Below are 14635 nucleotides of genomic sequence, written 5' to 3' on the forward strand. Positions count from 1 at the left end.
GGGCTTGAGCCGCCAATGGCGGCTCAACGTCCCTGCTTCTGACGCCGCCGGCCACTGGCCGCAGCCGGCGCCTGCCCTTCGTTTTCCCGCCACTGGGCCAGCAGGCGCTGGGCATTCTCCTCGCAGCCCAGGCCTTCGGGCTTGCCTTCGATACCGGCGATCAGGGTCAGCAGATGCTGGCGATTCTGCGTCAGGCGCTGCTGCAGGGCTTCGATCTCCGCCACCTTGCTGCGCAGGCTGACCAACAGTCGGTCATGCTGGAAGCGCCCATCGCTCCGGGTGGACTCCAGGGTCAGGGTGCGCATTTCCTCCAGGCTGAAGCCCGCCTGCTGACCGCAGGTAATGATCTCCAGGCGCTGCACCACATCTTCCGGGTAGTCGCGGTAGCCATTGCCCAGGCGCTGGGCCTCGATCAGGCCGCTGGCCTCGTAGAATCGCAAGCGCGATGCACTCAATCCCGTACGTCGGGCTAGTTCACCAATTTTCATCGGGTTGCAAACCTCCTATTGACCTTAAGGATAACTTTAACCTTAGCCTTCTTTGCAACACAGCCCCCTCCTGCATACAAACCGACGCACGGGCTGTACCTGGAGAACCCCATGACTGCTTTCCAATCCCTGCGTTTACCCAACGGAACCCTGCTGCCCAACCGCATCGCCAAGGCGGCGATGGAGGAAAACCTGGCCAATCTCGACCAGACCCCTTCCGAGCAGTTGCTACGTCTGTACAAGGCCTGGGCCGAAGGCGGCGCCGGCCTGTTGCTGACCGGCAACGTGATGGTCGATCCCCGGGCCATGACCGGGCCCGGCGGCGTGATGCTCGACGACAGCCAGCAACTGCAGCGCTTTCGCGAGTGGGCGCGAATCGGCCGGGCCCACGGCGCGCAATTCTGGATGCAGATCAACCATCCCGGTCGCCAGATGCAGGCCAGCCTCGGTCAGGCCACGGTGGCACCCTCGGCAGTCGCCCTGGACATGGGCGGCCTGTCGAAGATGTTTCCCGTACCCAAGGCCCTGGATGAAGCCCAGATCGCGACCCTGATCCAGCGTTTTGCCCGCACCGCGGCCCTGGCCGAGGACGCCGGTTTCAGTGGTGTGCAGATCCACGCCGCCCACGGCTATCTGCTGAGTCAGTTCCTTTCTCCCCTGAGCAACCAGCGCCAGGACCGCTGGGGCGGCAGCCTGGAAAATCGCGCGCGGCTGCTGCTGGAGGTGGTGAAGGCCGTACGGGCCAGCGTCTCGCCGCGTTTTTGCGTGGCGGTCAAGCTCAACTCCGCGGACTTCCAGCGCGGCGGCTTCGAGCCTGCCGACGCGCGCCAGGTCGTACTCTGGCTCAACGAACTGCCGGTGGACCTGGTGGAGTTGTCCGGCGGCAGCTACGAGGCGCCAGCCATGCAAGGTGATGCCCGCGACGGCCGGACCCTGGCCCGGGAAGCCTACTTTCTCGAGTTCGCCCAACAGATCGCCGTCGTGGCCCGGATGCCGGTGATGGTCACCGGTGGCATCCGCCGCCTGCCCGTGGTGGAGCAAGTACTGGACAGCGGAGTGGCCATGGCCGGCATCGCCACCGCCCTGGCCGTGGACCCTGCCCTGCCCCGGCGCTGGAAAAACGGCGACAGCAAGGCCAGCGCCGAACTGCCGCCGATCCGCTGGAAGCGCAAGGCCTTGGCCGCCCTCGCCTACATGGCGCTGGTGAAACTGCAGATGCGCCAGTTGGCCGATGGCCATTCCACCAGGCCCGGCGCCTCGCCACTACGGGCATTGCTGGCGGAACAGTGGAGCACTCTGCGCCGCACCCGCCAGTACCGGCGCATGATGCAAGGCCGTAACGACCAGGCAGCCGCCGCAACGGCCTGAACCCCTTGCCGCCACCCGGAGCCATTTCCGGGTGGCCCCCTTCCGGCGACATCTACCGAGCCACCTGGGGCCGGCCACAAGTCAAAATCTTGCACCAACACGCTCTGCGGCGCAGCCCTGACGGATCTGGCATGATGCCTCCGCAAGACCTGCATCCCGAGAGGCCCTGCGCCTTCTCGCCGAAGTACCGCGTGCTTGCAAGACAGCAGCGGTCAGCCACATGGAGAGCGTTTTGAGCAATTACTTCGAGAGCCCCTTCAAGGGCATCACCCTTGACCGCCAGGTCACCAACCCCAACATCAAGGTAGGCCGCTACAGTTATTACTCCGGTTACTACCACGGCCACAGTTTCGACGAATGCGCACGCTACCTGCCCCCCGACGAGGGCGTCGACCAGCTGATCGTCGGCAGCTTCTGCTCGATCGGCTCGGGCGCTGCATTCATCATGGCCGGCAACCAGGGCCACCGAAACGAATGGATCAGCACCTTCCCCTTCTACTGGATGTCGGAAGAGCCGGCCTTCGCCGGAGCGCAGAACGGCTATGAGGGAGCCGGCGATACGGTCATCGGCAACGATGTCTGGATAGGTTCCGAGGCAGTCATCATGCCGGGTATCAAGGTCGGCGACGGCGCGGTGATCGGCACTCGCGCCCTGGTGACCCGGGATGTGGAACCCTACGCCATCATCGGCGGCAACCCGGCCAAGACCATCCGCAAGCGCTTCGACGAACGAACCGTGCAGATGCTCCTGGAAATGAAATGGTGGGATTGGCCCATCGACCAGTTGCAAGCCGTGATGCCACTGATGACCAGCGGCAATGTCGAGGCCCTGTACCAACATTGGCAGGCCGCCAGCCAGTCTGCCTAGTTAGCCCATCGAGCCCCGGCCCGCAGGCGAGCGACCTGCCGGCCCACGGGCACCTTGCCCGCAAGCGGTGCCGGGCGAATCAGCCACCGGCCTGGTAGCTGGCCAGGGACAAGGCAAAGAACTCGCTGTCGATCACATCCCGCAACTCCACCAGCGACAAGCCCTGGTAGGCCGGCAGGACGCGGATGCCGAACGCCTCGATATTGCTGATCACCGCCGCACCGCGCCGGATGATCTGGTAAGCACAATAGGGGATCGAATCCTCCGCGGAGCAGTTCATCTTCCTGGAACGTACTTCGAAGGCCAGCCGCTCGGGATCGAAGATCTCGCACTTGTCGTGCATCACCTGGTTCAAGAGCTTGTCGAAGCGCCGCAGGATCGCCTGCTTCTGTGGCTCGTCGTAGGTATTCCACTGGATCACTTCATATTCGAAGCGCTTGCATCCACGGCAGACCACATCGCCATAGACGGTCGAGCAGAGCCCTATGCAGGGGGTCTTGATCTTTTCGAACAACATGAACAACTCCCGAAGGCCGGGCCCATGGCCCGGCCGTTGTCTGCAAGCCCGGTCAATCCCAGGACAAGGCTCCGCCGGTCTGGTACTCGATCACTCGGGTCTCGAAGAAGTTCTTCTCTTTCTTCAGGTCCATGATCTCGCTCATCCACGGGAACGGATTGACGGTGCCCGGGTACTCCTCCTTCAGGCCGATCTGCGACAGGCGTCGGTTGGCGATGAACTTCAGGTAGTCCTCCATCATCACCGCGTTCATCCCCAGCACCCCGCGCGGCATGGTGTCGCGAGCGTATTCGATCTCCAGCTGAGTGCCCTGGATGATCATCTGGGTGGCCTCTTCCATCAGGGCGTGGTCCCACAGGTGAGGGTTCTCTATCTTGATCTGGTTGATCACGTCGATACCGAAGTTCAGGTGCATGGATTCGTCGCGCAGGATGTACTGGAACTGCTCCGCCACCCCATTCATCTTGTTGCGCCGGCCCATGGACAGGATCTGGGTGAAGCCGCAGTAGAAGAAGATGCCTTCCAGCACGCAGTAGTAGGCGATCAGGTTGCGCAGCAGTTCCTTGTCGGCGAATAGAGTGCCGGTCTTGAAATTCGGGTCGGATATGGCGCGGGTATACCTGAGCCCCCAGGCGGCCTTCTTGGCCACGGTGGGCACCTCGCGATACATGTTGAAGATCTCGCCCTCATCCATGCCCAGCGACTCGATGCAGTATTGGTAGGCGTGGGTGTGGATCGCTTCCTCGAAGGCCTGGCGCAGGATGTACTGGCGGCACTCGGGGTTGGTGATCAGGCGGTACACGGCCAGGGCCAGGTTGTTGGCGACCAGGGAGTCGGCGGTGGCGAAGAACCCCAGGCTGCGCATGACGATGCGGCGCTCGTCTTCGCTCAGGCCTTCGGCGCTCTTCCACAGGATGATGTCGGCGGTCATGTTGACCTCCTGCGGCATCCAGTGGTTGGCGCAGCCGTCCAGATACTTCTGCCAGGCCCAGTCGTACTTCAACGGCACCAGCTGATTCAGGTCGGCGCGGCAATTGATCATGCGCTTTTCATCGACGGCCACGCGCCCGGCAGCGCCTTCCAGTTCCTCCAGGCCTTGGGTGACGTCCAGCGCATTGAGCGCTTTCTTCGCCCGGACCACCGCGGCCGAGTCACGGGAGTCAATCATCCTGGCGTTCCCGGCAGCGGTATTTCCCGCCGCATCGAGGGCCTCGGCGGCGGTTGCCCGTGGTTCTGATCTATCCGCTGCATCAGCTCCTGGGGCCTTGTGGCCGTGTATATCGAGCTCATCCCAATTCAACATTTCATTCATCCTTACCTTGGCCGAACCGACGGGCGACGAACCCGTTCGGGCGGTCAATATTCTTCTTGGTGAAAGCCGTTGGCTCCAGAACGCCTCGCCCCATAAAAACACTACATATAGAATAAAAATAAAAACAAAACACCACATGTAGTGCCAAAGGCGAAAGCGAGGCACAAGGTATAGAACGAAGACCGGGACGTCAACACAACATATTGTGTTTTTAAAAATACAAAAACACAAAATATAGTGCCCACCATCATCCCCATCCCACTCGGCCTGGGTCGGAAAATAGCCTTCGCAACCAGATAAACGCAGGCAGCCGGCAGCGGCCATGCCAGGTCGACATAGCCCTGCTGCAGCGCAAGGATCGGGACAAAGCAGGAGCAAGGCCCGTGGTGGGCCTCGAACCTATTCGCGGCGCAGCGTAAGCCTCAACGCTACCTGCAAGCCCTGGGAATGCCATGTGCGATCAACGGCGCCTCCAGCGGAGCTGGCCAGTTGATCGATCATCTCGCTGCCATAGCCGTAGCGCGCAGGTGGCTCGGCAATGGGTGGCCCACCGCTTTCCTGCCAGTCGATATCCAGCTTCGCATCGGTCGTGCTCCAGCTGATCCGCACCTGGCCTTCAGGAAGGCTGAGCGCCCCGTGCTTCACGGAATTGGTGACCAGTTCATGGAGGAACAACGCCAGCAAGTTGGCCAACTGGCCCGGCACCAGGTGCCTGGGCCCACTGACGTGACACTGGGACTCAAAGGGAAAGAGCACCGACCCCATGAAGGAATGAAGCTCCACCTGGCCGCCGTCGTCCACGGCCAATACCCTGTCGTAGACCCTCGACAAGGCCTTGAACTTGCCGGCGGCGATCGTCGCCAGCTGGTCGGTGTTGCCACCGGCGCGAGCTTCGCGATCGGCCATCATCATCACCGCGGATGCCACGGTGAACAGGTTCTTGATCCGGTGCACCATCTCCCCCGACAGCAACTGCTCCCTGGCCAGCAATTGGCCCAGTTGGCGTTGCATCAGCACCTGCTCAGTGACATCCCGGGAAACACAGACGATGGACTGGACCTGACCTGCGGAATCGACCACCGGAGTCAACAGGTTGTCCCAGTGCACGGTGCGCCCTGCCGCGTCGCTGTAGCCGGCGAACCGGGCGCTGGTGCCGGTGGCGGCCAGGGCCAGGGCATCACTGGCAGCCGCGTGGATACCAGGGGGCAGCAGGGGAATCCAGGCTGTGCCCCTGACCCGCGCTTCCGGAATTCCCAAGGCCACGCAGCCGGCCCCGCTCATGGCCAGGAGCAGGCCGTCCGGGGTCAGGACCTTGATACAGTCGGGAGTTACGTCCAGCATCGCGCGTTGTGCATCGAAGACAGGCGGCAGGCCACCTGATGCAGGCCCGGCGGAATCGCCGGCGTCCTTATCGTCCTTTTCCATGATTTCAACTACCCAAAGGCCGAGACAGCGAGCCCAAAGATAGAGCAATCAAATTTCCCCCACAATCGTTCAGCACGCCCAGGCAACCGTGGCTTGCAGCGCTCGGGGCAAAGCCCCGAGAGCATCGGCGACAGCCAGCGCCCCGCAGCCCCGCACTGGCGGTTCCCCGGCCCGACGCGCATGATTGGACGCCACATCCGCGGCGCCGCCAGAGGAGTGTTTCAATGTATGAAGTTCGCCCCGTATCGCTGCATGGCGTGCTGGCGACCCTGGCGGTGACCCGGGCTCGGGGCGTACCGGACGCGGTGATCCTGCAGGATGCCGGCAAGCTGCCGCAGGCCCTCACCGATCCCGACACGGCGATCACCATGGAGCAGGAACTGGTGGTGTTCGACAACGCTCGCCGAGCGTTGCCCGAACCGCACCTGGGGCTGTTGATCGGCAGCTCCATGCCGATTTCCACCCTGGGCCTGCTGGGCTACACCCTGCTGGTGGCGCCGACCCTCGGCGATGCGCTGGATACCGGCCTGCGCTTCCCCATCCAGCTGGCCAGCCAGTTCGCCCCGGCCATGGTCCACCAGGGCGGCGAACTGCATTTCGTCGCCAACGACTGCCATGGCTTCTTCGAAGGCCACGGTTTTTTCAGCGATGTGTTCCTCAGCGCCAGCCTGCGGGTCATCCGCGATTGCCTGCAATCGAACAGCGAGCCATTGTGCGTGCACTTCAAGCGCCAGGCGCCCCAGGACCAGGAGCCTTATCGCCAGCTGTTCGGGGGCGACATCCGTTTCGCCAGCCATGGCGATTCGCTCAAGTTGCCCAAGGCCCTGCTGACCCGCCCGCTACCGCTGGCGGACCCGATCAGCTACCAGGCCATGCTCAGGCTGACCCAGGCACGGGAACAGGAACTGCAAGCCATCGGCGGTGGCGGCTTTGCCAGTGAAGTGGCCGCCCTGCTCAAGTCCGATATCCAGCGCTACAGCGACCTGCTGGCCGTGGCCCAGGCCCTGAATGTCTCCGAGCGCACCTTGCGCCGTCGCCTGGCCGAGCGCGAGGTGAGCTTCAAGCGCCTGCAGAACATGGCGCGCCACCAACTAGCCAACCGACTGCTGAGCACCACCCAACTGCCCCTGGACGCCATCAGCCAGCAACTGGGTTTCGCCGCGCCCTCCTCCTTCGTCCACGCCTACTACAAGTGGGCCGGAGTCTCGCCCGGACGCTTTCGCCGCTCGCTGCGCGGCTGAGCGTTAGTCGCCCCGGGGCTGGCGACCGCCAGGTGGATTGGCCGGAAAAGACAAAAAACTGGCCGGCTTCAGCACCTGGGCCCCGCGCCCGCGCCAGATACTGGAACCCGCTTCATTGCCTGTCCAATTCTAATAATACGGTCGTCTCGGCCAGCCAAAGGCTGCGTGGGACGGCTGACAGGAGCACGTCGAATGCGCGCCACCTCCAGCACCGCACAACCCAGCACAGATTCCGCCGCCACAGGATCACGCCTGGTCCGCCGCCTTTCTCTTTCCGATGTACTAGTCTATGGCCTGCTGTACTTCTGCCCCCTGGCTCCCACGGCAGTATTCGGCATCGTCTACGGCATGTCCGGCGGCATGGCGGCCCTGGTCTACGCCGTCGCCGCCCTGGCCATGACCTTCAGCGCCATCAGCTACAGCGAAATGGCCAAGTCGGTGAATGTCAGCGGTTCGGTGTATCGCTACGTCAGCCTCAGCACCAACGCCTTCACCGGCTTCGTCACCGGCTGGCTGATCCTGCTGGACTACTTCCTGCTGCCCGCCCTGCTGTCGATCCTCACCGCCATCGGCATGGTCCTGCAGTTCCCGGAAAGCTCGCGGGGCTTCTGGATCCTCGCGTTCATCTGGTTGCCGGCATTGCTGAACATCATCGGCCTGAAGCTGACCATCCGGGTCAACAAGCTGTTCCTGCTGGTGCAACTGGTGACCCTGGGCGTGTTCTTCGTCTATTCCCTGTGGGGCGTGCTCCAGCACAGCCACGCCATCGGCTTGCTCGCGCCGATCTGGGACGGGCAACGCTTCGAGCTGCTGGCGATACTTTCCGCCATCCCGGTCGCGGCATTGAGCTTCGTCGGCTTCGACGCGATCTCGGCCCTCAACGAAGAGGCCAACGGCGGTGGCCGGACCATCTCCCGGGCCACGCTGATGCTGCTGTTGCTGGTGTCCCTGCTGTTCTTCGCCCAGGTGTACCTGGTCAACCTGTTCGTTCCCGCCGGCACCCAATACGACACGGAGCAGGCCGAAACCGCCTTCTATACCCTGAGCCGCGATATCGTCGGCGCCTGGTTCCAGCCGATCATGATCGTGGTGGCCGGCACCGTCTCCGGGGTCGCCAACGCCATCGTCTCGCAGATGACCACCTCGCGACTGATATTCAGCATGGCCCGCGATGGGCGCTTCCCGGCCTGGCTGGCGCGCCTGGACCGGCGGGGCAACCCGGTGAGGGCCTTGCTGTTCGTCGCCATCGTCTCCAGCGTGGTCGGCCTGGTGGCAGCCAACCAGGTGGAACTGCTGGTGACCCTGGTCACCTTCGGCGCGCTGTTCGCCTACATCACCTTGCACCTCAGCCTGTTCCAGCGCTTTCGCAAACACCCCGAGCGGCACTGGTTCAAGCACGTGGTATCGCCACTGGCCGGCATCCTGATCCTGGTCGCCGCCCTGGCCAGCATGAACGACAACGCCCGCTGGCTGGGAGGCGCCTGGCTGTGCATCGGCCTCGTGCTGGCGCTCATCCTGCATCGCCAAGGCCGCCTGGGCAGCCTCCCGCTCAACCAATGACACCAGGCGCCAGCGCGCCTCCCCTACACCAGACCAAGGCAGCAAGGCATGTACTTCGATCAGCAACAACACATCCCCGCACCAGGCGGGCAGATCTGGACCGCCATCAAGCACGGCGCGGACCAACACCCGCCCCTGGTGCTGGTGCATGGCGGACCTGGCTCCAACCACCTTTACCTGTCGAACTTCAGCGAGCACCTCAAGGACCGCACGCTGATCTACTACGACCAACTCGACAGCGGTTACTCGGCCCGACCCCATGACCCGGCCCACTGGACCCTGGAGCGAGCCTGCGCCGAACTGACGGCCGTCATCGAGTTCCATGCCCTGGAGCGCTTCCATTTGCTGGGCAGTTCCTGGGGCGGCTCCATCGCCACGGCCTACGCCAGCACCCGGGACCAGCGCCTGGCCAGCGTGGTACTGGCCGGGCCGTTGATCAATGGCGCCGACTGGAACGCCGACAACCACCAGCATCTGCAGCGACTGCCCAGCCCCTGGCGCGAGGTGCTGCTGGCGGGCGACAGCCGGCATCCACAATTCGCAGCGGCACTGCAGGTGTTCAACCGCAGGCACATGCTCAGGCTCGACGAGGAACCAGCGTTCATCGCCGAGTCGGACCGCCTGCACAACCCGCAGCTATTTCGGCATATGTGGGGAGTCGCGGATTTCTTTGGCGACGGGGCCCTGGCGCAGCTGGACCTGGTCCCCCTGCTGCCGCGAATCCTCTGTCCCGCCTATTTCGTGGTGGGCGAACACGATGAGTGCACTCCAGACTCCATGCGTCGCTACGTGCGCCACCTCAAGCAAGGCAGCGGCCATGTAGTGCCCGATGCGTCCCACCTGGCCCATATCGAACAGCCAGGGCAGTTCTTCGGCTGGCTCGAAGAAGTCCTCGCACGCCATGATGCCCCGGCCTGAACGACCTGGCCGATCAGTCGAAGACGCCGTTGAGCACTTCGTAAATGAGCCCGGTGGCGACGGTCACCAGGATCAGGTCGGTGCCGGCCTGCCGCCACTCATAGCCGTCGTAGTGCGGCAGCTGGCCGAGCAGGCGGCCGTCGAGCTTCCTGGCGATGCCGGGAGGCAACGGCTTGCCCCGCGCCAGGTTCTTCTGGATACCGGGCGGCAACGCCGGACCGGGCCGCCAGTAATCACGATGGCCGCTCAAGATCCCCAGGACATCGCCACGGTCGATGGACGGGCCACCTTGCCAATTGCCCTGTTTGCCCCCACTCCTTGAATTGCCGTGCCCCTGGCCATGCTCGGCCGAGCCCTGGTCATGGCCTTTGCCCTTGCCATGACCGTTACCGGGATCGGCACCAGCGCCAGTGGGGCCGGCAGCCAGGGCGGCGCAGGCCAGGGCGACAACCAGGGCTCGTGGAATGTTCATGCTGAATTTCCTGTCTTGCAAGGGACGTCATGAACTATAGCCACTCCCCGCTGGCGGCAACCTGCCAGTTCACCTGGGCGATCGCACTCTCCTACAATGGCCACCTCATGGACCGAATCCAGGCGCCGGGCGGCTTATCGCCCAAGGTTCCTGACACTCAAGAGACAGACGATGAAGACCACCACTGCCCTGCTGCTTCTACTGCCTGCGCTACTGGCCGGGTGCGGCCCCGACCAGTTGCTCTCCGACCTGCCATCGCCCGGCGGCACGTATCACGTCGAAATCCGCCAGTGCCCCGAAAGAGGCAGCATCACCTGGGGCCAGAGCCTGCAGGTCTCGGTGCTGGAAGCCGGGAAGTCGGAAAAGTGCAATACCTTCATCAGCGCCCTGGCCCAGTTCGGCGGGCAGGAGTCGGCAGACCAACTGCAACTGCAATGGCTCTCCGATACCGAACTGCGGGCCTGGCTGCCCAGCTTCAATCCCGAGTACGGCCCCCCGGCGTGGAATCACCAGCAGTCGCCGCTCAAGCTGGTCTTCAAGCCCGAGCCCTGAGCCGGTTCGCGGGTCCGTCCCGATGGGTTCGAATGGCAGGAGCTAACCTGCGGCGGCCTCGAAGCGGCGAAACAGCTCCACCAGGCTGCCGGGCGCGTCGGCATCGAAGAACAGCTCCAGGTTCGCCCCGGTCCTGACGGCGGCCTCGTTGCTGCGAACAAAGAGTTCGGCCTCATAACTGGCCAGCGCCGCCTCCACATCACCAGCGGACTCCAGCAACGCCCTGGCCAGCTCGGCACCGTCGTACAGGGCCAGGTTGGCCCCCTCGCCGGCGAACGGCGACATCAGGTGCGCGGCATCGCCCATCAGCGTCACCCCGGGTGTCCGTTGCCAGCGGTGGTCGACGGGCAACGCGTGGATCAGACGGATGACCGGCACCGTCTGGCAAGCGGTGATCAATGCCGTGAGCGCGGGCGCCCACCCGGCGTATTCCCTGGCGATCCGCGGCAGCGCCGTGGTGGGCGCGGCCAGCTCCCCGGGACTGAACCAGTCCGCCGGTACTTGCAGGGCCACATAGGCCTGCAGGGTGCCGTCGGCATGTCGGTGGGCGAAGATGCCCTTGCCCGGCATCACCGCCATCAGGGTCCCCTGGCCGATGATCCCGGCGGTCGCCGGGTACTGCTCGTCCCCTTTGAAAAGGACTGTCTCGACGAAGGAAATGCCGGTGTACCGAGGCTTGGTCGCGCACACCAGCGGCCGGACCCTGGACCAGGCACCGTCGGCGCCCACCAGCAGGTCGGCCACAACCGAGGCGCCATTGGCGAATTGCAACCGGTGGCGCCCGTCACCGATCGCCGTCGCTTGGACCAGCTTGTGCTGCCAGCGCACGCACCCTTCGGGCAACGAGTCCAGCAGGAGTTGGCGCAACTCGCCGCGATCGACCTCCGGCCGAGTACTCTGTCCAGCACCAGGGCGCTCCAGCAGCACATTGCCGGTGCTATCGCAGATGCGCTTGGCATCCTCGCCAGGCCGGACCAGGCGCCAAAAGGCGTCGTAGAGGCCCGCGGCCCTGAGCGCCAGCTGGCCGTTGTATTCATGGATATCCAGCAGCCCACCCTGGGTACGGGCGCTGGCCGAAGGTTCCGCTTCATAGACCGTCGCCACCACACCATGGATGTGCAGCACCCGGGCCAGGAGCAATCCTGCCAGCCCTGCGCCGACGATGGCGATCGACGCCGAAGTCAGGCTTGTTGCATCGCGTCCGGCCACCAGGGGCTCCTTCTGAATGGATCATCGATTACCCCGGCCAGTGCCGCCCGGGCGCCACTCTCGCCATGCCGATGCGGCGCCCGGCGCCTCGCTCAGTGCACCTCTTCGGCCTCATCGGCCTGGAGCCGCTCCACATCCCAGCCATCGAAGAACGCGCCATAGGCCTCGGCCAGTTCATTGAACGCGCTGCAACGGCGCGCGAGCTTGTCCGCGGCCAGGACCTCGGTCTTGCTGACGAACAGCGTCCAGTCGCCTTCATCGTCCTGGTGCACGTTCTGGACGACATAGTCGTGATCGACGAGTTCGGAATAGATCCCCATCAGGTCTTCCTCGGCCTTGGCGATGAAGAAGAACCCCCACTGCAATGGGCTCGAGGTATCCCAGCCATCCTGCTGCATCTGCGAATACGTGGCATCGATCGAGGCTTTATTAGTTTCCATTACTGACTCTGTACCTGGGTTGAACGACTGCCAACCTGTAGTGGTTGGCTATATGCAAGACGGGTTGCTTCACTGTGAGTTGTGAAATCAATCCCAATAGACGGTGTAGACGTGGTAGCCGGCCCGGGGCTCTGGCGCGCCAGCGTGCTTGCCATAGGGCCAGCCCTCGCCGATGCCATCGGCTTCCAGGCCTTCGATCCACTGCTCGGCCACCGCCAGTGGCGCACTGGAATAGATATGGATGTTCTCCGCCGCCGGCCAGTCATCGGACTCCAGCGCCTCGCCCCACTCCTGATGCAGGCCCACATACACGCCCTGGACGTCGGGACGCTGCTCCAACGCCTTGAAATGCGCGTGGATCCGAGCGATGGAAGGCCGTCCGAACTCCCATTGATTAGGGGCGATGGACTGCTCCTGGTCGTTACCCTGGAAATACTCGTCCAGGGTTACCAACGGAAGATGCTCCTCATCCAGCGCTTCCAGCGCCTCGAGTCGCTCCAGCAGTTTTTCTCGATGATTCATGATTTACCTGTAGGTCGAAATCCTGTTCGCAAGCACCCCGCGGTGCATTGCGCAGGGTGCCGTCATCTATGTGGCGCCAGCTCTGGCACAAGGCTTTGGGCGGGCCGAGCCAGACGCTACCCCTCCTTGATCGGCTCCGGCAACAAATTCTGCAACGATATCTGCACCCACCCGGGACCTGCCAGGCAAGCAACCCTGCATTGGCACCGGCTGCCGACCCCACAATGGATCACCACAAGCGCTTCAGTCCCGGGCAAGGTAGCCGTACTGCGCCCAGCGCTGCTGGACCTGATCCTGTAGCGCTGGCGGGAACGAATGCTTGAACGAGGCGGTGCCGGCCCGCATCTGCCCGCGGAACTGCTCGGGAAACAGGCAATTGATCACTGCCTTGCCACCGCTGCCCCGGGCCCTGTCGGCCTCATTCAGGTAAGGCACCATGGGAAACTCGCGCTGCTGCGGATAGCTGAAATGGTCATGGGCCGGATGCGAGCGCGTGGCCAGCGCCCACACCACCTGATCGATATCGGTGATATCGATATCGTTGCCCACCAGGATCAGCTTGGGGATCAGGTAGCCGGGGTGGGTGTCGAACACCGTCCGGGCGATCAGGTCGGCGAAGGCCCTGGCCGTGGTGTCCAGGGCCGCCAGGGCGACGGTGTCCACCGAGATCACCGCCCAGCAACTCGCCGCCTCGTACGAGCACCACACCATGTCCACGGGAAGCCCGGCCTGTTGCAGTAGCTCCAGCAACTGCGCCGAGATCATGGTGCCCCAGATGGTGTGGTTTTCCTCTGGCGGCAACCCGGCCACGCAGATCGGCAGGATCGGTCGGTCGCGGAAGGTCACGGCATGGACATGGAACACCGGCTGTTGGTGCCCCACATGATGCTGGTAGCCGTGGTACTCGCCCATGGGGCCCTCCAGCGCCGTCTCGCTGAGGCTGATCTCGCCCTCGAGGATGATTTCCGCCTGGGCCGGCACCCACAGGCCATTGGTCTGGGTCTGGACCAGGTCGAGACCCTGGCCCATCAGCGCCCCCACATACCCGGACTCGCTCACCCCGGCCGGCAGCGGCATGCCGGCCACCGCCACGGCCGCCGGTGGTGCACCCAGGGCCATGGCCCACGGAGTGGCCTTGCCCTGCTGCGTCCACATCTGGCGGATCATGCCGATGTGCTGCGTAGGGATCGCCGGACCGGTGAGCCGGTTCTTGTCGAGCAGCATCAGGCGCCCGATGCCCCAGCTGTCCCAGGAGCGGTCCGGCGACTGGACCACATGGAAACCATAGGTGCCCAAGTAGCGCCCACCATCCTGCTCATGGAGCAAGGGCACGGCGAAGCGGGTCAGGTCCACCTCATCACCGCGCCAGATGTTCTGCTGCACCGGCCCCGTGGGCACATGGCGAGGGGCCACGGGCCGGGCTTTCATCGCCGTGCGGATGGCGGCGACGATGTCTTGTGCGGTGCTGGCCTGCGCCAGCCCCAGGTGCAGGGCCAGGCGCCCGTACTCGGCGCCCGGCTTGCCGCTCATGCCGGCCGGGGCGCCCAGCACCCGCGCGCCCAGGGCATTGCCGGCAACGTTATGGAACAGCGGCGCGGGCAAGCGCTCTTCGTATACCCGCCGGGTGATCGCGGCCATTTCCATGTCGCTGTCGACTTCGACAGTGACGTCGACCAGATCCCCTCTGTTCCTGAGTTCCTCGATGAATTGCCGAAAGTCCACGGCGCAGTCATGCAGGCTCAT

At 64.1% G+C, this 14635-nt stretch carries 14 protein-coding genes and 1 pseudogene; 6 read left to right on the forward strand and 9 right to left on the reverse strand.

Translation table 11 applies throughout. The features are described 5' to 3' along the window. Nucleotides 1–23: 23 nt before the first annotated feature. Nucleotides 24–488, reverse strand: coding sequence for a MerR family transcriptional regulator (locus C4K40_RS18165; RefSeq protein ID WP_053130796.1), 465 nt, complete (start codon nt 486–488; stop codon nt 24–26). Between the two features lie 111 nt (nt 489–599). Here C4K40_RS18165 and C4K40_RS18170 point away from each other — a divergent pair, with 111 nt between their 5' ends. Then, a complete protein-coding gene (locus tag C4K40_RS18170; protein WP_022639153.1) occupies nt 600–1856 on the forward strand; it encodes an NADH:flavin oxidoreductase/NADH oxidase family protein in 1257 nt (418 codons plus the stop codon). Between the two features lie 232 nt (nt 1857–2088). Further along, a complete protein-coding gene (gene catB, locus C4K40_RS18175) occupies nt 2089–2724 on the forward strand; it encodes a type B chloramphenicol O-acetyltransferase (protein WP_053130798.1) in 636 nt (211 codons plus the stop codon). Nucleotides 2725–2803: 79 nt separating this feature from the next. On the opposite strand, the gene C4K40_RS18180 is transcribed toward catB, so the two are convergent. The 3 genes and pseudogenes from C4K40_RS18180 to C4K40_RS18190 form a co-directional block, all read right to left on the reverse strand. Next, on the reverse strand, nt 2804–3241 hold the full coding sequence (locus tag C4K40_RS18180; RefSeq protein WP_053130801.1) for a DUF1289 domain-containing protein: 438 nt from the start codon (nt 3239–3241) through the stop codon (nt 2804–2806). A 52-nt stretch (nt 3242–3293) separates the two neighbouring features. Beyond that, nucleotides 3294–4430 (reverse strand): annotated as a pseudogene (locus C4K40_RS18185) (ribonucleotide-diphosphate reductase subunit beta); the annotation flags it as partial. A gap of 522 nt (nt 4431–4952) precedes the next feature. Beyond that, nucleotides 4953–5978 carry a sensor histidine kinase gene (locus C4K40_RS18190; protein ID WP_053130807.1) on the reverse strand — a complete coding sequence of 342 codons (1026 nt, stop codon included), beginning with the start codon at nt 5976–5978 and terminating at the stop codon, nt 4953–4955. Between the two features lie 224 nt (nt 5979–6202). Between C4K40_RS18190 and C4K40_RS18195 the strand changes: the two genes are divergently transcribed. From C4K40_RS18195 to C4K40_RS18205, 3 genes are all read left to right on the forward strand, one after another. Beyond that, nucleotides 6203–7219, forward strand: coding sequence for an AraC family transcriptional regulator (locus tag C4K40_RS18195; RefSeq protein ID WP_053130810.1), 1017 nt, complete (start codon nt 6203–6205; stop codon nt 7217–7219). 192 nt (nt 7220–7411) lie between these two features. Continuing rightward, the gene (locus C4K40_RS18200; RefSeq protein WP_022639159.1) at nt 7412–8779 is read left to right on the forward strand and encodes an APC family permease; all 1368 of its coding nucleotides are present in this window, start codon (nt 7412–7414) and stop codon (nt 8777–8779) included. A gap of 48 nt (nt 8780–8827) precedes the next feature. Further along, nucleotides 8828–9697: a proline iminopeptidase-family hydrolase gene (locus tag C4K40_RS18205; RefSeq protein ID WP_053130813.1), complete on the forward strand. Its 870-nt coding sequence runs from the start codon at nt 8828–8830 to the stop codon at nt 9695–9697. 13 nt (nt 9698–9710) lie between these two features. On the opposite strand, the gene C4K40_RS18210 is transcribed toward C4K40_RS18205, so the two are convergent. Next, nucleotides 9711–10169 (reverse strand): anti-virulence regulator CigR family protein, encoded by a 459-nt coding sequence (locus tag C4K40_RS18210; RefSeq protein ID WP_022639161.1) that lies wholly within the window; start codon nt 10167–10169, stop codon nt 9711–9713. Between the two features lie 171 nt (nt 10170–10340). On the opposite strand from C4K40_RS18210, the gene C4K40_RS18215 reads away from it, so the two are divergent. Then, on the forward strand, nt 10341–10721 hold the full coding sequence (locus tag C4K40_RS18215) for a hypothetical protein (RefSeq protein ID WP_022639162.1): 381 nt from the start codon (nt 10341–10343) through the stop codon (nt 10719–10721). A 42-nt stretch (nt 10722–10763) separates the two neighbouring features. Here C4K40_RS18215 and C4K40_RS18220 read toward each other — a convergent pair whose 3' ends face one another. From C4K40_RS18220 to C4K40_RS18235, 4 genes are all read right to left on the reverse strand, one after another. After that, nucleotides 10764–11930 (reverse strand): NAD(P)/FAD-dependent oxidoreductase, encoded by a 1167-nt coding sequence (locus C4K40_RS18220; RefSeq protein WP_256223899.1) that lies wholly within the window; start codon nt 11928–11930, stop codon nt 10764–10766. Nucleotides 11931–12022: 92 nt separating this feature from the next. Then, nucleotides 12023–12370: a ribonuclease E inhibitor RraB gene (locus tag C4K40_RS18225; RefSeq protein ID WP_022639165.1), complete on the reverse strand. Its 348-nt coding sequence runs from the start codon at nt 12368–12370 to the stop codon at nt 12023–12025. An 87-nt stretch (nt 12371–12457) separates the two neighbouring features. Further along, nucleotides 12458–12892 carry a hypothetical protein gene (locus tag C4K40_RS18230; protein ID WP_053130815.1) on the reverse strand — a complete coding sequence of 145 codons (435 nt, stop codon included), beginning with the start codon at nt 12890–12892 and terminating at the stop codon, nt 12458–12460. A 243-nt stretch (nt 12893–13135) separates the two neighbouring features. Then, the gene (locus tag C4K40_RS18235) at nt 13136–14635 is read right to left on the reverse strand and encodes a UbiD family decarboxylase (protein WP_053130819.1); all 1500 of its coding nucleotides are present in this window, start codon (nt 14633–14635) and stop codon (nt 13136–13138) included.

This window comes from Pseudomonas sp. CMR5c (assembly GCF_003850545.1).
Classification (GTDB): Bacteria; Pseudomonadota; Gammaproteobacteria; order Pseudomonadales; family Pseudomonadaceae; genus Aquipseudomonas; species Aquipseudomonas piscis.